The 20,762-nt window shown below is 67.0% G+C and carries 19 protein-coding genes; 13 read left to right on the top strand and 6 right to left on the bottom strand.

The features are described 5' to 3' along the window. Positions 1 to 123: 123 nt before the first annotated feature. The 5 genes from IB278_RS17120 to IB278_RS17140 all read left to right on the top strand — a co-directional run bounded on the left by IB278_RS17120 (position 124) and on the right by IB278_RS17140 (position 5,729). On the top strand, positions 124 to 984 hold the full coding sequence (locus tag IB278_RS17120) for a GNAT family N-acetyltransferase (protein WP_192324468.1): 861 nt from the start codon (positions 124 to 126) through the stop codon (positions 982 to 984). Then, a complete protein-coding gene (ppk1, locus tag IB278_RS17125; protein WP_145743560.1) occupies positions 981 to 3,299 on the top strand; it encodes a polyphosphate kinase 1 in 2,319 nt (772 codons plus the stop codon). The genes IB278_RS17120 and ppk1 overlap by 4 nt, the downstream gene beginning before the upstream one ends. A gap of 19 nt (positions 3,300 to 3,318) precedes the next feature. Next, complete coding sequence (locus tag IB278_RS17130; RefSeq protein ID WP_018906136.1) at positions 3,319 to 3,780, top strand: SixA phosphatase family protein; 462 nt, start codon at positions 3,319 to 3,321, stop codon at positions 3,778 to 3,780. A gap of 145 nt (positions 3,781 to 3,925) precedes the next feature. Continuing rightward, positions 3,926 to 4,708: a hypothetical protein gene (locus IB278_RS17135; protein ID WP_145743562.1), complete on the top strand. Its 783-nt coding sequence runs from the start codon at positions 3,926 to 3,928 to the stop codon at positions 4,706 to 4,708. A gap of 166 nt (positions 4,709 to 4,874) precedes the next feature. Then, on the top strand, positions 4,875 to 5,729 hold the full coding sequence (locus IB278_RS17140; RefSeq protein WP_192324470.1) for a hypothetical protein: 855 nt from the start codon (positions 4,875 to 4,877) through the stop codon (positions 5,727 to 5,729). 6 nt (positions 5,730 to 5,735) lie between these two features. Here the strand turns inward: IB278_RS17140 and IB278_RS17145 are convergent, their stop codons facing one another. Further along, on the bottom strand, positions 5,736 to 7,256 hold the full coding sequence (locus IB278_RS17145) for a Ppx/GppA phosphatase family protein (protein WP_145743566.1): 1,521 nt from the start codon (positions 7,254 to 7,256) through the stop codon (positions 5,736 to 5,738). A 255-nt stretch (positions 7,257 to 7,511) separates the two neighbouring features. Between IB278_RS17145 and pstS the strand changes: the two genes are divergently transcribed. From pstS to phoR, 7 genes are read left to right on the top strand one after another with little or no spacing between them, the layout of a single operon-like run. Further along, on the top strand, positions 7,512 to 8,549 hold the full coding sequence (gene pstS, locus IB278_RS17150) for a phosphate ABC transporter substrate-binding protein PstS (protein ID WP_192324472.1): 1,038 nt from the start codon (positions 7,512 to 7,514) through the stop codon (positions 8,547 to 8,549). 31 nt (positions 8,550 to 8,580) lie between these two features. Next, positions 8,581 to 9,660 (top strand): phosphate ABC transporter permease subunit PstC, encoded by a 1,080-nt coding sequence (pstC, locus tag IB278_RS17155; protein ID WP_192324474.1) that lies wholly within the window; start codon positions 8,581 to 8,583, stop codon positions 9,658 to 9,660. Further along, entirely contained in the window at positions 9,657 to 10,541 is an 885-nt protein-coding gene (gene pstA / locus IB278_RS17160; RefSeq protein ID WP_192324476.1) for a phosphate ABC transporter permease PstA, read from the top strand. The genes pstC and pstA overlap by 4 nt, the downstream gene beginning before the upstream one ends. A gap of 20 nt (positions 10,542 to 10,561) precedes the next feature. Next, positions 10,562 to 11,341, top strand: coding sequence for a phosphate ABC transporter ATP-binding protein PstB (pstB, locus tag IB278_RS17165; protein ID WP_021007056.1), 780 nt, complete (start codon positions 10,562 to 10,564; stop codon positions 11,339 to 11,341). Between the two features lie 16 nt (positions 11,342 to 11,357). Continuing rightward, positions 11,358 to 12,059 (top strand): phosphate signaling complex protein PhoU, encoded by a 702-nt coding sequence (phoU, locus tag IB278_RS17170; RefSeq protein ID WP_012747426.1) that lies wholly within the window; start codon positions 11,358 to 11,360, stop codon positions 12,057 to 12,059. A gap of 29 nt (positions 12,060 to 12,088) precedes the next feature. Continuing rightward, positions 12,089 to 12,781: a phosphate regulon transcriptional regulator PhoB gene (gene phoB / locus IB278_RS17175; protein WP_012747427.1), complete on the top strand. Its 693-nt coding sequence runs from the start codon at positions 12,089 to 12,091 to the stop codon at positions 12,779 to 12,781. Positions 12,782 to 12,825: 44 nt separating this feature from the next. Further along, entirely contained in the window at positions 12,826 to 14,163 is a 1,338-nt protein-coding gene (gene phoR, locus IB278_RS17180) for a phosphate regulon sensor histidine kinase PhoR (protein ID WP_025569352.1), read from the top strand. On the opposite strand, the gene IB278_RS17185 is transcribed toward phoR, so the two are convergent. The 3 genes from IB278_RS17185 to IB278_RS17195 all read right to left on the bottom strand — a co-directional run bounded on the left by IB278_RS17185 (position 14,152) and on the right by IB278_RS17195 (position 17,580). After that, positions 14,152 to 15,495: an MATE family efflux transporter gene (locus tag IB278_RS17185; protein WP_192324478.1), complete on the bottom strand. Its 1,344-nt coding sequence runs from the start codon at positions 15,493 to 15,495 to the stop codon at positions 14,152 to 14,154. The genes phoR and IB278_RS17185 overlap by 12 nt on opposite strands. Before the next feature lie 3 nt (positions 15,496 to 15,498). Next, a complete protein-coding gene (locus tag IB278_RS17190; RefSeq protein ID WP_025569354.1) occupies positions 15,499 to 17,226 on the bottom strand; it encodes a hypothetical protein in 1,728 nt (575 codons plus the stop codon). Between the two features lie 84 nt (positions 17,227 to 17,310). Continuing rightward, positions 17,311 to 17,580, bottom strand: coding sequence for a type B 50S ribosomal protein L31 (locus IB278_RS17195; RefSeq protein WP_007836661.1), 270 nt, complete (start codon positions 17,578 to 17,580; stop codon positions 17,311 to 17,313). 158 nt (positions 17,581 to 17,738) lie between these two features. Here IB278_RS17195 and IB278_RS17200 point away from each other — a divergent pair, with 158 nt between their 5' ends. Continuing rightward, positions 17,739 to 18,812 carry an oxidoreductase gene (locus IB278_RS17200; protein WP_192324480.1) on the top strand — a complete coding sequence of 358 codons (1,074 nt, stop codon included), beginning with the start codon at positions 17,739 to 17,741 and terminating at the stop codon, positions 18,810 to 18,812. A 54-nt stretch (positions 18,813 to 18,866) separates the two neighbouring features. Here the strand turns inward: IB278_RS17200 and rho are convergent, their stop codons facing one another. Together rho and trxA are read right to left on the bottom strand one after the other, a co-directional pair. Continuing rightward, positions 18,867 to 20,132: a transcription termination factor Rho gene (gene rho / locus IB278_RS17205; protein WP_021007063.1), complete on the bottom strand. Its 1,266-nt coding sequence runs from the start codon at positions 20,130 to 20,132 to the stop codon at positions 18,867 to 18,869. 182 nt (positions 20,133 to 20,314) lie between these two features. Beyond that, a complete protein-coding gene (trxA, locus tag IB278_RS17210; protein ID WP_012747433.1) occupies positions 20,315 to 20,647 on the bottom strand; it encodes a thioredoxin TrxA in 333 nt (110 codons plus the stop codon). Positions 20,648 to 20,762: the final 115 nt, after the last annotated feature.

A 20,762-nucleotide genomic window follows, 5' to 3' on the forward strand; every position in this document is an offset into this window, starting at 1 on the left:
ACCCACCGCATTAGACATCCAGGAAGCCCCAAAACACGCGGTAACACCGTCATGCAACTGCAATGGCGCTGACATACCCGTTTCACTGCGGGTGCCGAGACTCCTTCAGCAGAAAGGGTCCCCATGAAAGAACTGCCCAACCCGACGTTCCCGCTGTCGCAGCTCGGACTGCGCGCCGCCCTGTGGCCCGTCCCTGCAGCCGCGCCCGCGTCGGTGCCCGCTGCCGTTGCGGTGCCGCCGGTCGTCATCGACGCCAGGCAAGGCATCACCGTGGGCTGGGCCCGCCACCTGGACGACGTGCGCGCCGCGCAGCGCCTGCGCCATGAGGTGTTCGTCGGCGAAATGGGCGCCCGCGTGAGCACGCCGCTGGCCGGCCACGACATCGATTTGTTCGACGACTTCTGCGAGCACCTGCTGGTGCGCGAAGAACGCACCGGGCAGGTGATCGGCACCTACCGCGTGCTCACGCCGGCCCAGGCCCGGCGCGTGGGCAGCACCTACAGCGACACCGAGTTCGACCTGACCCGCCTGCGCGACCTGCGCGAGCGCATGGTCGAGCTGGGCCGCAGCTGCGTGCATCCCGACCACCGGCAGGGCGGCGTGATCCTCGCGCTGTGGGGTGCGCTCGCTGGCTTCATGCACCGCAACAAGCTCGACACCATGATCGGCTGCGCGAGCATTCCGATGTCGCACAACGGCGTGACCAGCGGCGACGCGGCCGCCAGCATCTGGCGGCAGCTGTCGGCCAGCCACATGGCGCCGATCCAGTACCAGGTGCAGCCGCGCCTGCCGCTGCCGGTGGAGCGGCTCGACGGTGCGCTCGACGTCGAGCCTCCCGCGCTCATCAAGGGCTACCTGCGCCTGGGTGCCAAGGTGCTGGGCGCGCCGGCCTGGGACCCGGACTTCAACACGGCGGACCTGCCGATGCTGATGCGCATCGACGACCTGCCGCCGCGCTACCGCAAGCACTTTCTGGGCGCATGAAGCCAGCGGCCGCCCGGCCCGGTGCCGGGCCGTCCGCCCCTTCGCCCGGCACGGGGCTGCCCAAGGGCGGCCCGCAGGCGTCACACGGCGGTCACGAAAACGTCACAAACGAGGGTGACACTGTCATATTTCAGCCTACATGTGCTCCCGTGCCGCTTGCTCCAGAATCAGTGCCCATGCAACCTGCTCCCGCTGACCGCACGCCCGCGGTCGCGGCAACGGCCCTCACGCTGCTCGACCGCGATCACAGCATCCTGTCGTTCAACGAGCGCGTGCTCGACTGGGCCCGCAGGCCTGAAGTGCCGCTGGTCGAGCGCCTTCGCTACCTTTGCATCGTTTCATCGAATCTCGACGAATTCTTCGAAGTGCGCGCCGCGCCGCACCTGATTGCCAGCAGCGCCGGCGACCAGAAGGGCGCCTACACGATCGAATCGTTCGAGCGCCTTGCCGAGGCCGCCCATGCGCTGGTGGCGCGCCAGTACGCGCTCTACAACGACGATCTGATGCCGACCTTCGCCAAGCACGGCATCCACATCATTTCGCACGGCGAACGCAATCCGGCGCAGCGCAAGTGGGTCAGCGAATATTTCGAGCGCGAAGTGCGCCCGCTGCTGATCCCGGTCGGGCTGGACCCGGCGCACCCGTTTCCGCAGGTGGCCAACAAGTCGCTCAACTTCATCGTGCGGCTCGGCGGCAAGGACGCCTTCGGGCGGGAGAACCCGATCCAGATCGTGAAGGTGCCGCGCGTGCTGCCGCGCGTGATCCGCATGCCGGCCAAGGTGTCGGACGGCAAGACGCTGTTCGTGGCGCTGTCGAGCGTGGTGCGCGCCCATCTTTCGAGCATGTTCCCGGGGCGCGAGGTGGGCGATTTCTCGCAGTTCCGCGTCACGCGGCATTCCGACCTGGCAGTGGACGAGGAAGACGTCAAGAACCTGCGCACCGCATTGCGCCAGGGGCTGCAGCACCGGCACTACGGACAGGCCGTGCGGCTCGAGGTGTCGGCCAGTTGCGCGGAGTCGCTCGCGAGTTTCCTGCTGGCGCAATTCAACCTGCCGGCGCAGGCGCTCTACCGGGTGCACGGCCCCGTCAACCTGGCCCGCCTGACCCAGCTGATCGATCTGCTGGAGGAGCCGCAGCTGCTGTTTCCGCCGTACTCGGCCTCCTACCCGGTCACGCTGTCGCCGGCGCAGTCGTTCTTCGAGCGGCTGCAGCATGGCGACGTGCTGATCCACCAGCCCTTCGAGAGCTTCGACGGCGTGCTCGCATTCCTGCGCGAGGCCGTGCAGGATCCGCAGGTGCTGGCCATCAAGCAGACCATCTACCGCACGGGCACCGATTCGGAGCTGATGGACCTGCTGCGCGAAGCCGTGCGCCGCGGCAAGGAAGTGACGGTGGTGGTGGAGCTCAAGGCCCGCTTCGACGAAGAGGCCAACATCAACTGGGCCGAAATGCTCGAGTCGATCGGCGCGCAGGTGGTGTATGGCGTGGTGGGCCTGAAGACGCACGCCAAGATGCTGCTGGTGACGCGCCGCGAGGGCAAGCAGATGCGCCGCTACGGCCACCTGTCCACCGGCAACTACAACCCGCGCACCGCCAGGCTCTACACCGACATCAGCCACCTGACGGCCGACCCGCTGCTCACGGCGGACATGGAAGCCGTGTTCGTGCACCTGGCAAGCCAGAGCCGCCTGCCCAAGCTCAACCGCATGTGGCTCGCGCCGTTCGACCTGCACCGGAACCTCATCGCGCAGATCGACGCGCTGAGCCTGGCCGCTGCCACCGGCGAGCCGACCCGCATCGTTGCCAAGATGAATGCGCTGACCGACGATGCCCTGGTGGCCGCGCTGATGCGCGCCGGCCAGAATGGCGTGAAGATCGACCTCATCGTGCGCGGCGCCTGCACGCTGCCCGCGCAGGTGCCGGGGCTCACCGACAACATCCGCGTGCGCTCGGTGATCGGGCGTTTTCTCGAGCACTCGCGCGTCTTCTACTTTCGCAATGGCGAGGACGAGTCGCTCTACCTGTCGAGCGCCGACTGGATGAACCGCAACATGATGCGGCGCATCGAGCTGGCCTGGCCGGTGACCGACCCCAGCCTTCGCCAGCGCCTGATCGACGAATGCCTGGTCGCCTACCTGCACGACGGCCGCGACGCCTGGGACCTGGGCGGCGACGGCATCTACACGCGCGTCGACCACGACACCCATGCCGGCGAGGCGGGCGCGTCGCGCGCCATCGAGGCGCACGGTGCCCAGGCTGCACTCATGAACCGGTATGCATCGCGAGGCCATCACCCCGATGCACCCAGCAACTGACGACCGAAAGACGACAACCATGGACTTGATCTTCTGGCGCCATGCCGAAGCCGAGGACTGGACCGAAGGCTGCGACGACCTGCAGCGTTCCCTGACCGCGCGCGGCGAAAAGCAGGCCAAGCGCATGGCCAGCTGGCTCGACCGGCAGTTGCCGGATGGCACGCGCATCATCTGCAGCCCCGCGCGGCGCTGCGAGCAGACCGCGCTCGCGCTCGGCCGCAAATACAAGCTGCGCGCCGAACTCGCCCCCGACACCACCGCCGAGGCCATGCTGGCTGCGGCCGGCTGGCCCAACGGCAAGTCGGTGGTGCTGATGGTCGGGCACCAGCCTTCGGTGGGGCAGGCCATCTCGCTGCTTCTCGGCCTGAAGCAGGACAGCTGTCCGGTGCGCAAGGGTTCGCTCTGGTGGATCCGCACGCGCGAACGCGACGGCGACGTGCAGACCGTCGTGGTGACTGTGCAGTCGCCCGAGCTGCTCTGACGGGCGATCCGCAGGCTGAAAATCTGCCCGGATCTGTAAACTAATTGACGAAATCCGATGGGGTGCGATAGCGGTCTGTAGGCACAATAGTTGCATCTGATGCATTTAGATGCAAATTGAAACTATGGCTTACGTTTACGCCTCCGTGAGGACGCTTGTATCGCTGCTGATCTCTGCGGCCCTGCTGGCCGGCTGCGCGACGGGCGCGCCCGAGCCGGCGCCGCAAGTTCGCCACGATGCGACCCGGTCGATCACGAAGATCGAACTCGTCTACAACGAGCCGGACCAGCTGTCCGTGATGGATGGCGGTGGGTCCGCGATCATGGGCTGGGCCGGGGTTTTCGGCCCTGTCGGCACGCTGGTGGCCCTTGGCGTCGAGGTCGGTACCCGGATGACGCTGGCCAGCCGCATCGAGCGGCGCAGCAAGGAGTTCACGGCCGTCGTGAAAAGCAGCGGCGCGATGCCTCTCAACAGGCAGTTCGCGGAGCAACTGGCGGCGCGCCTGCGGGCCGGCGGCCGCGAAGTGAAGCTGACACCCGCCGCGCGCATGGACGGCGAGCTCGCCCAGATGAAGGCGCCTGGATTCGAACCCACCCCGGGCTACAGCACCTTGCTCGTGCGGGTCACCACGACCTACGGGGCACCCGACATGACGTCGAGCTTCAAGCCCTTCGTGGCAATCGAGCAGTCGCTGCGGGACGAGCAGCAGGCCGTTCTCCATCAGACCACCCATACCTCCGACCTGGAGGAGCCGGCCTACCTGGCGTACGACGGCCTGCTGCAGGACCCGGCCAGGGCGCAGGACGGCCTGCGGCAAGGCCTTGCCCGGATCGTCCAGCCTGCCTATGCCGGCATGTTCGGCGAAGACGGGCCGCCGCGCCTCGCCGGTTCGGAAACCACCCGGACCGCCAGCTTCCACGCCAGGTGAAACGGCTCGGATAGCCGCATCCGGGGCCGGCGCAGGCGCTTTGTCATGGCCGCGGGCAGAGGTGGCGGGGCGCTTGTCTCCCCGGAGAAAGTGCGCACCGCTCATGTGCGCGGGCGGCGCGATTCCTACAGTGGCTTCACATCGGCCATACCACTGGGGAATACGCATGAAACTGCTCAACCCGCTGCCAAGAAGCTTCATGGATCTGCTGCGCCTGGACGCGGGCATGTCGTTGCAGAAGCTGACGTCCCTGCTCGTCGCCACCGCCCTCCTGGCGGGGTGCGCGGCCGAAGCGTCCAAACCCGCGCTGCAGGCGCGCCAGGATGCCGCCACCCGTTCGGCCGCGAAGGTCGAGCTCATCTACAACGAGGAAGACCAGCTGATCGTCACCGATGGCGGCGGTTCGGGACTCACGGGCTTTGCCGGGCTGCTCCTGGGACCCATCGGCGCACTGCTGGCCCTGAGCATCGACACCAACAGCCGCATGACCATGGCCGCCCGGACCGATCAGCGCAGCAAGGAATTCACGGCCGCGGTGAAGAACAGTGGCGCGGCCATGACGCTCAACCGGCAGTTCGCGGAGCAGCTGGCGGCGCGCCTGCGCGAGAGCGGCCGCGAAGTGAAGCTGACGCCTTTCATGCGCGCCACCGGACCGGCCAGCGAGATGAAGGTGCCGGAGCTCCAGCCCACGCCCGGCTACAGCACATTGATCCTGCGGATCACCACGGCGTACGGCGCGGCCGACGCGACCTCGAGCTTCAAGCCCTTCATTTCGGTGGAGCAGCTGCTCAGGGACGAGCGGCAGTCCGTCGTGCACCAGACGGCCCATACCGCCGACGTGAGCGAGCCCACCTATTTCAGCTATGACGGCCTGCTCAAGGACACCGCGGTGGCCCATGGGGGGCTGAAGCAGGGGCTGGACCGGGTCGTGCAGCCCGCCTATGCCGGCATGTTCGGGGGCGACCAGCCGCGCGTGCTGTCTGCGGAAAGCACCCGCACCGCCGGCCTCGACGCGAAGTGAGGCGGCTCAGGCCCCGCTGAGCTCCACGCGCCAGCTGCTGGTCTTCTGCCAGGCCAGCACTTCCTCGCGCAGCAGGTGCGCGGACTGCGGATAGGCCTCGGCCCAGTCGGGCGCGCAGGCGATCGTGAAGGCCCTGGCGCCCAGTGCCGCAAGGTGCAGCGCCCGCGGATCGGGATCGCGGCGCGCATGGCACAGGATCACCGACAGGCGCAGCGACAGCAGCTGCATCACGAAGGTCTCGTCCTCGAGCGCGGCGTCGAGCTTGCGCAGCTTTCCGCGCTGGCCCAGCACCAGCTGGCCGAGCGCATGCAGTTCATTGACGGCAAAGCCGGGGGCGTCGGTGTTGTCGAGGATGTAGGCGCCGTGCTTGTGATAGTCGCTGTGCGAGACCAGCGTGCCGATCTCGTGCAGCTGCGCTGCCCAGCCGAGCTTGCGCAGCGCCCGCCCGGCACGGCTGCCGGGGCTGCCGCCGCGCGCCGCCGGAGTGAGCTGCACGAACAGGGCGGCCGCGGTTTCGCCCACCCGCCTGGCCTGCGCCGCATCGACCGCGAACCGGCTCGCCAGCCGCGCCACGGTGGCGGTGCGCATGTCGGCCACGCTTTCGTCGCGCTCCAGCAGCTCATAGAGCACGCCGTGGCGCAGCGCACCCTGGGCCACCCTCATTTCCTCGATGTCCAGCAGGTCGAACACCGCGCGCAGCACGCTCACGCCGCCACCGATGACAGGCTTGCGGTCTTCGCGCATGCCGTCGACGCGCAGCTTGTCGGTGCTGCCGGCCTTCAGGAGGCGGTCGACCAGCCAGTCGAGGCCGTCGCGGGTGATGAGCCCCGGCTCGCCGCCCGCCGCGGCCAGCACGTCGCCGACGGCACCGATGGTGCCGGAGGCGCCATAGGCCACGTCCCACTGGTCGCGGGTGTAGCTGGACAGTGCGTCGTCGAGCACCGCCTTGGCGGCCACCTCGGCGGCGCGGAAGGCGCTCTGGGTGAAAAGGCCTTCCCCAAAGTGCTTCATCGACCAGGCGACGCTGCCGACGCGGTAGGACTCCATCAGTTCGGCGTCGAGCGCGCGGCCGATGATCATTTCGGTGGAGCGCCCGCCGATGTCCACCACCAGGCGGCGCTCGCGGTCGGAGGCGTCGGTGTGGGGCAGCATGTGCGCCACGCCCTGGTAGATGAGGCGGGCTTCTTCCCGGCCCGGGATCACGTCGATGCCGAAGCCCAGGATGGTGCGCGCGCGCAGCAGGAATTCCTCGCGGTTGCGTGCCTCGCGCAGTGTCTGGGTGGCGACGGCGCGCACCTGCGAGCGCTTGAAACCGGCCAGCCGCTCGCCAAAGCGGGCAAGCGCGTCCCAACCCCGCTGCATGGCCTCGGCCGTGAGGTTGCGGGCGCTGTCCAGGCCGTTGCCCTGGCGCACCGTTTCCTTCAGGTACTCGGTGCGGTGGATCTGGCCGTGGTCGACCTGTCCGATTTCGAGCCTGAAGCTGTTCGAGCCGAGATCGACGGCGGCGAGGCGGGTGCCGTTTTGCATGTAGTTGTCGTGGAAGAAGGCGGGTGGCTTCGATCGTAGCGCCGTGGCGGGCGCGCGGCCTTCCAAATCGCCGGTGGCGAGGTTCGCAAGGCTAGGTGCGGCGCATGACGGTTGTGTGACAGCGTCACACGATCCGAAGGGGAAAGAGCGGCATTTTCCCTCGACAGCGGGGTGTCACACCGATGTCACACAAGCTTTCTAGAGTCCGTTCCAAGCCCGAAAGGGACTACTTCTTACTTCTAAAAGGAAGCCTCCATGAAAACGACTTTCAAATTTGCAGCTGCCGGCCTCGTGGCCGCGGTCTTCGCCCAGGTTCCCGCCTTCGCACAAGACGTGACCGGCGCCGGCGCCAGCTTCCCGGCACCGCTGTATGCCAAGTGGGCCTCCGATTTCAACAAGGCCACCGGCGTCAAGATCAACTACCAGTCGGTCGGCTCGGGCGCCGGCCTCAAGCAGATCGAAGCCAAGACGGTCGATTTCGGCGCTTCCGATGCGCCCCTCAAGGACGACGAGCTCCAGGCCAAGGGCCTGATGCAGTTCCCCACCGTCATCGGCGGCGTGATTCCCGTGGTGAACATCCCCGGCATCAAGCCCGGCGAGCTGAAGCTCAACGGCCAGGTCCTGGGCGACATCTACCTAGGCAAGATCACCAAGTGGAACGACCCCGCCATCAAGGCGCTCAATGGTTCGCTGGCCCTGCCTGACGCCGCCATTGCACCGGTTCGCCGCGCCGACGGCTCGGGCACCAGCTTCCTGTTCACCAACTACCTGAGCAAGGTCAACGCCGAGTGGAAGACCAAGGTCGGCGAAGGCACGGCCGTGAACTGGCCCACCGGCGCGGGCGGCAAGGGCAACGAAGGCGTCGCCGCTTTCGTGAACCGCCTGCCCAACTCGATCGGCTACGTCGAGTACGCCTACGTCAAGCAGAACAAAATGACCTACGCCCAGCTGCAGAACGCGGCCGGCAACTTCGTCTCGCCGGACGACAGCGCCTTCAAGGCCGCCGCTGCCGCCGCCGACTGGAACAAGAGCTTCTACCAGGTGCTGACCAACCAGGCCGACAAGGGCGCGTGGCCCATCACCGGTGCCACCTTCATCCTGATGCACAAGATGCAGGACAAGCCCGCCAACGCCACGACCGTGCTCAAGTTCTTCGACTGGGCCTACAAGGGCGGCGACAAGACGGCCGATGAGCTCGACTACGTGCCGATGCCCGACGGCGTGAAGGCCACGATCGCCAAGGCATGGGGCGAAGTCAAGGACGCATCGGGCAAGCCGGTCGCGTTCAAGTAAGCAACCCCCTCAAGCCCAGGACGGCGCAGCCATGAGCAGCACTTCGCTCGAGGATGCGCCGCTTTCGTCATTGCCGGAGCGACCCGTGTCATCCACCTATCCTGCCTCCGCATCCTCGCTCGACCTCGCGGCCGAACGCGGCCGCGTCACCGCACCACCGCCCGCCAAGGCGCCGCGTTCGGGCCCGATGGCCGACCGCCTGTTCGGCTGGGCCGCCAAGGGCGCCGCGCTGCTCACGCTCGCGATGCTGATCGGCATCCTGCTGTCGCTGATTGCCGGCGCATGGCCCGCCATCTCGAAGTACGGCCTCGGCTTTCTGACCAGCAGCGTCTGGGACCCGGTGCAGAACGAGTACGGCGGCCTGGTCATGATCTACGGCACGCTGGCCACCTCGATCATCGCGCTGGTGATCGCGGTGCCGGTGAGCTTCGGCATTGCGCTGTTCCTGACCGAGCTCTCGCCCAGCTGGCTCAAGCGCCCGCTGGGCACGGCCATCGAACTGCTCGCCGCCGTGCCGTCGATCGTGTACGGCATGTGGGGCCTGCTGGTGTTCGGCCCGATCCTTTCCACCTGGGTGCAGCAGCCGCTGCAGAAGCTGCTGGCCGGCGTGCCGTACCTTGGCGCGCTGGTATCGGGCCCGCCCGTGGGCATCGGCATTCTCTCGGCCGGCATCATTCTCGCGATCATGATCATTCCGTTCATCGCCTCGGTGATGCGCGACGTGTTCGAAGTGACGCCGCCGCTGCTCAAGGAGTCGGCCTACGGCCTGGGCTCCACCACCTGGGAAGTGGTGTCGAAGGTCGTGCTGCCCTACACCAAGGCCGGCGTGATCGGCGGCATCATGCTCGGCCTGGGCCGTGCGCTGGGCGAGACGATGGCGGTCACCTTCGTGATCGGCAACATGAACCAGCTCAACTCGCTTTCCGTGTTCGAGGCGGCCAACAGCATCACTTCGGCACTTGCCAACGAATTCGCCGAAGCCGGCGCGGGCCTACACCAGGCTGCGCTGATGTATCTCGGCCTGGTGCTGTTCTTCATCACCTTCGTCGTGCTGACGCTGTCGAAGGTGCTGCTGGCCCAGATGAAGAAGAGCGAAGGAACCAAGTCATGAGTACGGCTCAAAACCTGCTGAATGCGAAGGCGCTCGCCGAAACGCGCCAGGCCAAGTTTGCCGCGCGCAACCGCGTCAACAAGATCGCGCTCACGCTGTCGCTCGCGGCGATGGTGTTCGGCGTGTTCTGGCTTATCTGGATCCTGTGGGAAACCCTGCGCCTGGGCCTGGGCGGCCTGGCGCTCGCCACCTTCACCGAGATGACGCCGCCGCCGAACGAGGCGGGTGGTATCGCCAACGCGATCTTTGGTTCGTTCGTGATGGTGATGCTCGCGACCTTCGTGGGCACGCCGATCGGCATCATGGCCGGCATCTACCTGGCGGAGTACAACCCCAAGGGCTGGCTGTCGTCGGTGACGCGCTTCGTCAACGACATCCTGCTGTCGGCGCCGTCGATCGTGATCGGCCTGTTCGTCTATGCCGTGGTGGTGGCGTACTTCAAGACCTTCTCGGGCCTGGCGGGTGCGCTGTCGCTTGCGCTGATCGTGATTCCGGTGGTCATCCGCACCACCGAGAACATGCTGCAGCTGGTGCCGCCGGGGCTGCGCGAAGCGGCCTATGCGCTCGGCACGCCGAAGTGGAAGGTCATTTTGAGCATCACGCTGCGCGCCGCGCGCGCCGGGGTGGTCACAGGCGTGCTGCTGGCCGTGGCGCGCATCGCGGGCGAAACCGCGCCGCTGCTCTTCACCGCGCTCAACAACCAGTTCTGGACCGCCGACATCAGCCAGCCGATGGCCAGCCTGCCGGTGACGATCTTCAAGTTCGCGATGAGCCCGTACGAGAACTGGCAACAGCTGGCCTGGGCCGGCGTGTTCCTGATCACCGTGGCCGTGCTTGCCCTCAACATCCTGGCGCGGGTCCTCACGCGCAACAAACTCTGATTCAAGAAGAAGTAGCAACCATGCCAAACACCGTCGCACAACCGTCGCGCTCGAAGATCTCGGTCAAGGACCTGAACTTCTACTATGGCAAGTTCCATGCGCTCAAGGGCATCAACCTCGAGATCCCCGAGAACAAGGTGACGGCCTTCATCGGCCCGTCGGGCTGCGGCAAGTCGACCCTGCTGCGCACCTTCAACCGCATGTTCGAGCTCTACCCCGAGCAGCGCGCCGAGGGCACCATCGCCCTGGACGGCGAGAACCTGCTCACCTCCAAGCAGGATGTGGCACTGATCCGCGCCAAGGTCGGCATGGTGTTCCAGAAGCCCACGCCGTTCCCGATGTCGATCTACGACAACATCGCCTTCGGCGTGAAGCTGTTCGAAAATCTCAGTGCGAGCGAGATGGACGACCGCGTCGAGTGGGCGCTCAAGAAGGCGGCGCTCTGGACCGAAGTGCGCGACAAGCTGCAGCAAAGCGGCTCGGGCCTTTCGGGCGGCCAGCAGCAGCGCCTGTGCATCGCACGCGGCATTGCCATCAAGCCTGAAGTGCTGCTGCTCGACGAACCCTGCTCTGCGCTCGACCCGATCTCGACCGCAAAGATCGAAGAGTTGATCGCCGAGCTCAAAAACGAGTACACCGTGGTCATCGTGACGCACAACATGCAGCAGGCTGCACGCTGCAGCGACTACACCGCCTACATGTACCTGGGCGACCTGATCGAGTTCGGCGCGACGGAACAGATGTTCTTCAAGCCGCAGCGCAAGGAGACCGAGGACTACATTACCGGCCGTTTCGGCTGATGCCAAGGAGGCACACATGACTGAAAAACATCTCTCCAGCCAGTTCGACAGCGAACTCAACGGCGTCTCGTCGCGCGTGATGGAACTCGGCGGCATGGTCGAGGCGCAGATCCACCAGGCGGTGTACGCACTGCTGCAGTTCGATCCCGACGCTGCCGACCGCGTGATGGAAACCGAGACGCGCGTCAACGCCATGGAGATCGAGATCGACCGCGAGCTGTCGTCGATCATCGCGCGGCGCCAGCCGACCGCGCGCGACCTGCGCCTCCTGATCGCCATCTCCAAGACCACGGCCAACCTGGAGCGCGTGGGCGACGAGGCCAACAAGATCGCGCGCATGGTCAAGTCGATCATCGAGAGCGGCTCGGCCCGCGCGCTGCCCTCGAACGAGCTGCGCATCGCGGCCGACCTGGCCTCGGGCCTGCTGCGCACCGCGCTCGACGCGTTCGCGCGCCTGGACACGGCCGCGGCGCTGTCGATCCTGAAGGACGACGACCTGATCGACAAGGAGTTCGACGGTTTCGTGCGCAAGCTGGTCACCTACATGATGGAAGACCCGCGCACGATCTCGGCCAGCCTCGACCTGCTGTTCCTGGCCAAGGCCATCGAACGCATCGGCGACCACGCCAAGAACATCGCCGAATTCATCATCTACATCGTCAAGGGCGCCGATGTGCGGCACACTTCGATGCAAGAGATCGAATCGGCGCTGCAGTAACAGAGCGAGCCCAAGTCTCCCAAGAAAGCATGAAGAAACCCCGAGTCCTGATCGTCGAAGACGAGTCCTCGATCGCCGAGCTGATCGCCGTCAACCTGCGCCACAACGGCTTCGAGCCGATCTGGTCGGAAGACGGCGCGGCGGCGCAACGCGAGATCGACGCCTTCCTGCCGGACCTGATCCTGCTCGACTGGATGCTGCCCGGACAGAGCGGCCTGCAGCTCGCGCGCCAATGGCGCAAGGACCCGCGCACCAAGGCCATCCCGATCCTGATGCTCACCGCGCGCGGCGACGAGCCCGACAAGGTGGCCGGCCTCGACGCAGGTGCCGACGACTACATCACCAAGCCGTTCTCGACGCAGGAAATGCTCGCGCGCATCCGCGCCGTGCTGCGCCGCCGGGCGCCTGAAGTGGTGACCGAACGCGTGGAGATCGGCGAGCTCGCACTCGACACCGCCACGCACCGCGTCACCTGGCAGGGCAATGCGCTCAAGGTGGGGCCGACCGAATTCAAACTGCTGGCCTACCTGATGCAGCATGCCGAGCGCGTGCACAGCCGTGCGCAACTGCTCGACAAGGTCTGGGGCGACCACGTCTACATCGAGGAGCGTACGGTCGACGTGCACGTCAAGCGCCTGCGCGAATCGCTGGGCGCCGCCTCGCCCATGGTCGAGACGGTGCGCGGCGCCGGCTATCGCCTGACGGCCCAAGTCACGGTTTGAGCTCCGCTGCTTTCACGGGCCGCGGGCGCGGATAATCGCCCGCCATGCCTTTCCGTATCGCTACATTTCTAATAGCGTCTCTCCTAATGGGAGCGGGCGCTGCAGCCATTTTTGGCTGGAAATTCGGATGGCTGGGCGCCTGGCTGGGCGCGGTGCTGTGGCTCGCGCTCGACGCGTGGCGCGCCGAGCGCCTGCTCAAGGTGCTGCGCAACAACGCGGCGGGCCTGCCGACCCGCGGCGCCGGTGTCTGGGGCGAACTTTCTGAACGCATTCGCAAGCTGCTGCGCGACCGCGAACAGCAGACCCGCCAGGCCGAGGACCGCCTGCAGGAATTCCTGGCCGCCATCCAGGCGTCGCCCAACGGCGTGATCCTGCTCGACGAACAGGGCCGCATCGAATGGTGCAACCAGACGGCGGCCAGCCAGTTCGGCATCGATGCCGAGCGGGATCTGCTGCAGCATCTTGCGAACCTGGTCCGCGACCCCGCCTTCGTGGCCTACCTGGCCTCGTGGAACTACAGCCGCGATGTGGTCATCGATGCTTCCGGCCCGGGGCAGGGGCACCAGCGCAGCCATCCGGTGCGCCTGTCGGTGCAGGTGCATCCCTATGCGGGCAACCGCCGCATGCTGCTGACGCGCGACATCACGGCGGTTGAGCAGGCCGAAGCCATGCGGCGCGACTTCGTCGCCAACGTTTCGCACGAGATCCGTACGCCGCTCACCGTGCTGGCGGGCTTCGTGGAGACCCTGCAGAACCTGCCGCTCGATGCGGACGAGCGCGCGCGCTATCTCTCGCTCATGAGCCAGCAGTCGCACCGCATGGAAACCCTGGTCAACGACCTGCTGACGCTCTCGCGGCTCGAGGGCAGCGCGGCGCCCTCGGGCAACCAGTGGATCCGCATCCGTGCGCTGCTCGCGCAGTGCGAAGACGAGGGACGGGGCCTGTCGGGCCGGCTCACGCCGCAGGGCCACCGCCTTTCCTTCACGATCGAGGCTGAATCCGAGATTTCGGGCGCGCCGACCGAACTGCAAAGCGCCATGTCGAACCTGCTGAGCAACGCCATCCGCTATACGCCCGGCGGCGGCGAGGTGGCGGTGAGCTGGCGGCTGCTGCCCGACGGGCGCGGCGAATACGCGGTGCGCGACACCGGCCCCGGCATTGCCGCCGAGCACATTCCACGCTTGACCGAACGCTTTTATCGCATCGATCGCAGCCGCTCCCGCGAAACCGGCGGCACCGGCCTGGGCCTGGCCATCGTGAAGCACATCGCGCAGCGGCATGGCGCTGAACTGCGGATCCAGAGCACGGTGGGCAAGGGCTCGCGTTTCGCGCTGGTGTTCCCGGCAACCCGTGTGCGGGAAGCGCGGCTGCTAGCGAAGTGAGCGGCGCATCGTCCAACGCAGCAGCGCGCCGAACAGCAGGGCCGTGACTGCGAGCGCTCCGGCGCTCATGATCCAGAAGGCGAGCGGCGACTGCATCGCAGGCCAGGGCCCCAGCCCGCGGTAGGCCAGCAGGTAGCTGCCACCCAGGCCCACTCCCCAGAGCAGCGTGCAATAGACGACCAGCGGCACCAGCGTGACGCGGTAGCTGCGCAGCACGAACACGCACAGCGTCTGCAGCGCATCGGCAAAGTGATAAGCCGCCACCACCAGCAGCAGCGCCGCGGCCACTGCGATGACGGCCGGGTTGTCGGAATACACGTGGGCCAGCCTGAAGCGCAGCGCCACCATGGCGCCCGCGAAGAACAGCGCGCAAAGGGCGGTGAGTTCGAAGCCCATGCGGCAGGCGCGGCGAGCCTTGGCGGCCTTTCCGGCGCCGAGCCAGAAGCTCACGCGCGCGCTGGTGGCAATGGCCAGCGAGAGCGGCACCATGTAGGCCACCGCCAGCAGGTTCGAGGCGATCTGGTGCGCGGCCGCCGCGGCCGTGCCCAGGCGCGCAATGAACAGCGCCATCAGGGTGAACGAAGTCACTTCCACCAGCACGGCCAGGCCGCCGGGAATGCCCAGGCTCGCGAACTGGCGGATCTGGCGCCAGTCGGGCGCTTCGATGCGTTCCCAGAGCCGGTAGTCGCGGTAGAAGGTGCTGCTGCGCAGCAGCCACACGGCGCAGGCCAGCATGGCCCAGTTCACGCACAGCGTGGCCCAGGCGCAGCCCACCAGGCCCATGGCCGGCAGGCCCGCGCCGCCGAAGGCGAACCAGATCGACAGTGGCAGTTTCACGCACAGCGAGCCCAGCTGGAGCCAGGTCACGACCTGCGGCTTGCCCAGGCTCTGGTTCAGGGTGCTGAACAGGCGGAACAGCAGGGCCGGTGGCAATGCGAAGGCGAGCACCCCAAGATAGGTTTCCACCTCGCCGCGCATCGCGGGCGGCACCTGGGTCCAGCGCAGCACCGCACCGGGCAGCAGCAGCACGGCCATGCCGACGGCAATGGCGATGGCAGCCAGGTAGAGCGACTGCCGCACCGAGCGGCCGACTTCGCTTCTACGGTCCGCGCCGTGCAGTTCCGCCCAGACCGGCAGCAGCGCCTGCAGCACGCCCATCAGCGAGACGAACACGCTGATGAAGACGGCCGCGCCCACAGAGAGCGCGGCGAGCGCGTTCTCCGAATAGCGGCCGGCCACGATGGTGTCGGTCACGCCGAACGCCATCACGGCCAGCTGGCCCACCAGCACCGTGCCGGCGTGCCGCGCAATCAGGCCTCGTTCGCCGCTCACTTGCTAGGGCGCGATCTTCTGGTAGAGCAGCAGGTCGTCGGTCGCGCTGCTGGGCCGGCGCAGCGTGCCGCTGAAACGCCAGTGCTCCAGGCGAATGATGGTGTGCAGCCGCTCGATGGTTTCGGGGCTGACCAGCAGCCAGGGGCAATCGGTGCCGAGCAGCAGCGGTTGCAGGTTGAACTGGCCGTGGTGCCGCAGCGCCGCGATGTGCGCGCGGCTCAGCGCAAGCTCGGCAATGCAGCTCGGCTGCCCGACGCGCTCGGCCACCGCCCGCACCTGGGGGGCATAGCTGCGCGCATAGTCGATGGGAGGCAGCCACAACGTCATCAGCAGCATCCAGCACAGCGCGGTGCCGCCGGCCGGCAGCACCAGCGTTTTCCAGAGCGCCGCGCGGTGGCGCCCGGTGCGCCAGCGCACCACCCAGCACCAGGTGATGGTGGCGGCCAGCGCCAGGACGAACGGGATGGCCGAGAACTCCGGCACGAACCCCGGCACCAGCCGCGCCACGCTGGCCGCCGGCTTGGGCGGCACGCCGGTCTGCATCGCGATCCAGTAGATCCATCCCAGCACGGCCAGTCCGCTGAAGAACAGCACGTTGAACCAGTCGATCAGCGCCGCCGCGCTGCGCCGGAAGGTGGGCAGGGCGAAGGCGGCCAGCGTGGCGAGTGCGGGCAGCGCCAGCAGCAGCGAACGGTCGGAATAGTCGGTGGTCCAGGTCGCGGCCAGCGGCACCAGTGCAAACCAGAACGGCAGCGCCACATGGCGCGCCGTGAGCTGGCGGCGCCAGCGCCACAGCGTCCAGATCGCGAGCGGCCAGACCGGCCAGGTGAACCACACCAGCAGCTTGGCCTGGCTGCGCACGTCGCTCAGCGCCGAGGTGCTGCTCGGATGATGGCCCGGCAACTGGATCTTCCATTGCAAAAGGCCCAGCCCGAGCGCCAGTGCGGCGGCCGCCAGCGCGGCCGCGATCATCGTGGCCAGCGCGCCCCGGGTATAGCCGGGGCTTTCGTCGGAGGCGGCGCCGGCGGTGCGCCGCTCGTAGGCGATGAACAGCGCGCTGCCCACCGCCAGCGCCAGGCCGACCGTGGGACCGCCACTCAAGGTCATGCCGATGGTGCCGACCAGCAATGCGATGACCGGGCCGACGCGGCGGTAGGGCAGTGCCGCCACGCCGTAGAACAGATGCGACGCGAAATACAGCTGCGCCAGCGCCGGCGTGGTTTCATGGCCCAGCTGGGCCAGGCCCAGGCAGGCGATCAGCGCCAGCAGTCCGCCATCGGCAATGGCGCGGGCGTAGTCGGTGGGCCGTGCTTCGCCTCCGAAGGCGAAGGCCACCGGCTGGGCCCGCGAAGTGCGCGCGAGGTAGTAGACGGCGTACCAGGTGGCGGTGAAGGTGCCCCAGAGCAGCAGCGCGAAGGCGATGCGCACCGCCAGGTCGGGGTTCACCCAGGATGGCGCGATCTTGATGGCCCAGGCGCCGATCCAGTAGGGAAGCAGCGCCGGCGTTTCAGGGCGCAGGCCCAGCAGCAGGGGATCGAACCAGCGGGCGATGCCTTCGGTGTTGCGCGCCAGTTCGGCCATGTAGCCGAAGGAGGTGATGTCGGCGCTCTTCCAGGGGCCGCGCCCCAACAGGCCCGGCAGGAGATAGGCGGCACACAGCAGCAGCAGTGCCAGGCGCGGCAGCCGGCGCACGGCGCTCTGGGCAACGATCGCGGGAGTGGGCTGATTCACAGGGTGGAAACGAACGTCGGTCTTGGGAAAGAAAAAAAGGGCAGCGCGGTAAACCGGGCTGCCCTCGATGCGAAAGCGCGTGCTTTACTTGGAAGCAGCGCCGGTGGTCTTGCCGAAGCGGTTGCGGAACTTCTCGACGCGACCGCCCATGTTGTCGACCGACTTTTGCGTGCCCGTGTAGAACGGATGCGATTCGCTCGTGGTGTCGAGCTTGAACAGCGGCAGCTCGCGGCCGTCGTCGGTCTTGCCCATTTCCTTGGTGTTCGCGCACGAACGGGTCACGAACTTGAAGCCGTTCGACATGTCGACGAACAGGATTTCGCGGTAGTTCGGGTGGATGCCTTCTTTTGCCATGGTCTTTCCTTTGGGGTCGATGCGAGAGCCACAAGCGCGCCCAAGGGGACACGCCGTTCCGGGGAGGGAAATCGCAGGGCAAGACGCCCGGCTGCACTTTTCGCGGAGCCGCCGATTATCGCATACTGTCCCGATTTGAGCGAAGGACGGCCCTCCAGATGACCTCCAGAACCCTGCGCGCCGGCCTCGTCGGCTATGGCTTTGCCGGCCAGACCTTCCATGCGCCGGTGCTTTCGGCCGTGCCGGGGCTCGAACTGGCGGCCGTGGCGAGCTCCCGCCCGCACAAGGTCCACGCCGACTGGCCCGGCGTGGCCGTGGTGCCCGATGCGGCCGCGCTCGTGGGCCGGCCGGACATCGACCTGGTGGTGGTGGCGACCCCCAACGCCCAGCACCATCCGGTGGCCAAGGCCGCCCTGGAGGCCGGCAAGCACGTGGTGGTGGACAAGCCGTTCACGCTCGACGTGGCCGAGGCCAGAGAGCTCGAATTGTTGGCTCGGCGCAACAATCGCCTGCTGGCGGTCTATCAGAACCGGCGCTTCGATGCCGATTTCCTCACGCTCAAGGACGTGCTGGCGAGCGGAGAACTCGGCCGGCTCGTGTACCTGGAATCGCACTTCGACCGCTTCCGCCCCGAGGTGCGCGACCGCTGGCGCGAACAGAAGGTGCCGGGCGCGGGCCTCTGGGTCGACCTGGGCTCCCATCTGGCCGACCAGGCGGTCCAACTGTTCGGAACGCCCGACACGCTGCAGCTCGACACCGCGGCCTTGCGCGAGGGCGCGCAGGTCGAGGACTATTTCCACGCCGTGCTGCGCTACGAAAGCGGCCCGCATGCGCCGCTGCGCGTGGTGCTGCACGCCACCACGCTCGCGGCCCATGCCGCGCCGCGCTACATCGTGCACGGCACGCGCGGCAGCTACATCAAGCATGGCGTCGATCCGCAGGAAGACGCGCTGCGCGCCGGCCAGCGGCCCCCGATGGCGGGGTGGGGCGCCGATCCGAAGGACGGCGAACTCGTGGTGCCCGCCAGCGACGGCGGCGAGCCGCAGCGCCGGACCTGGCCCACGCGGGCCGGCAACTACGTCGAGTACTACGCCGCAGTGCGCGATGCGATCCTCGGCAACGGCCCGAACCCGGTGCCGCCCGAGCAGGCCGTCGCACTGATGGAACTGCTCGACATCGGCCAGCAGAGCGCGGCCGAGGGCCGGGCGATCCGCCTCATCGGTCGCCCATGAAAAAAGCGCGTTGGCCAGGGGGCCAACGCGCTTTTTTTGCGGCGAGCGTGGTGCTCAGCCGCCGCGACGCATCATGTCGAAAAATTCGACATTGGTCTTGGTCGCCTTCATGTTCTTGAGCATGAGCTCCATCGACTCGATCTCGTCCATGTTGTACATGAGCTGGCGCAGGATCCGGGTCTTCTGCAGGATCTCGGGTGCCAGCAGCAGCTCTTCGCGGCGGGTGCCGCTGCGGTTGAGCTGGATCGAGGGGAACACGCGCTTTTCGTAGAGGCGGCGGTCCAGGTGGATTTCGGAGTTGCCGGTGCCCTTGAACTCTTCGAAGATCACTTCGTCCATGCGGCTGCCGGTGTCGATCAGCGCGGTGCCGATGATGGTCAGCGAGCCGCCTTCTTCCACGTTGCGCGCCGCGCCCAGGAAGCGCTTGGGACGCTGCAGCGCGTTGGAGTCGACACCGCCGGTCAGCACCTTGCCCGACGAGGGTACGACGTTGTTGTAGGCGCGGGCGAGGCGGGTGATCGAGTCGAGCAGGATCACCACGTCCTTCTTGAGCTCGACCAGGCGCTTGGCGCGCTCGATCACCATCTCGGCCACGTGCACGTGGCGCGCCGCGGGTTCGTCGAAGGTCGAGGCAATGACCTCGCCCTTCACGGTGCGCTGCATTTCGGTCACTTCTTCAGGCCGCTCGTCCACCAGCAGCACCATCATGTGCACTTCGGGGTAGTTGGCGCTGATGGCGTGGGCAATGTGCTGCATCATCACCGTCTTGCCGCTCTTGGGCGGCGCCACCAGCAGGGCGCGCTGGCCCTTGCCGATGGGGGCGATGATGTCGATGATCCGGCCCGTGATGTTCTCGTCGCTCTTGACGCCGTCGCGTTCCAGCTTCATCTGTTCCTTGGGGAACAGCGGCGTCAGGTTCTCGAACATCACCTTGTGCTTGTTCTGCTCGGGCGGACCGTCGTTGACCTTGTCGAGCTTGGTCAGCGCGAAGTAGCGCTCGCCGTCCTTGGGCGTGCGCACTTCGCCTTCGATCATGTCGCCGGTGTGCAGGTTGAAGCGGCGCACCTGGCTCGGCGAGATGTAGATGTCGTCCGTGCTGGCCGTGAAGCTGGTGTCGGGGCTGCGCAGGAAGCCGAAGCCGTCGGGCAGGATTTCGAGCACGCCGTCGGCAAAGACCTGTTCGCCGGCCTTGGCGCGCTTCTTGATGATCGCGAACATCAGCTCCTGCTTGCGCATGCGGCCGACGTTTTCGATCTCAAGCGCTTCAGCCTGCTTGAGGACTTCAGACACGTGGAGTGCCTTGAGTTCGTTTAAGTGCATGGAATGACCCCTTGCGGGGCAATCGATCGGAAAAACGGGGGGAGGTTTGATGTGAGGCGAGAGCTGCCTCACAAACCGGGGAACTCGAACCGGTTACCTCGAAGGGGCCGGTGATCTGTGGGAGATTATGACAGCAAAAATCCGTCCGGCCAACGCATTGCGCGCTGGCCGGGTGAAATGCCTTACGCGAGCTGCTGGTCGATGAAGGCCGTGAGCTGCGCCTTGCTCATGGCGCCGACCTTGGTGGCGGCCAGCTGGCCGTCCTTGAACAGCATGAGCGTGGGGATGCCGCGGATGCCGAACTTGGCCGGGATGTCGCGGTTCTCGTCGACGTTGAGCTTGGCGATCTGCAGCTTGCCTTCGTAGGCGGTCGACACTTCATCGAGGATGGGGGCGATCATCTTGCAGGGGCCGCACCATTCGGCCCAGTAGTCGACCAGCACGGGCTGGCTGGACTTGAGCACGTCGGCTTCGAAGGAAGAATCGGAGATGTGTTTAATCAGGTCGCTGGCCATGTGATGTGTCCTTGTGCGCAGAGAGTTTCGGTGCAGCTAAAGTGCTGGTCATTGTGACAGAAACCAAGGGGTGGGGTGCCATGCGGGAACGCTATGGCGCCGATAGCAAAAGCCC

The organism is Variovorax sp. VRV01 (assembly GCF_014852545.1).
GTDB lineage: Bacteria > Pseudomonadota > Gammaproteobacteria > Burkholderiales > Burkholderiaceae_C > Variovorax > Variovorax beijingensis_A.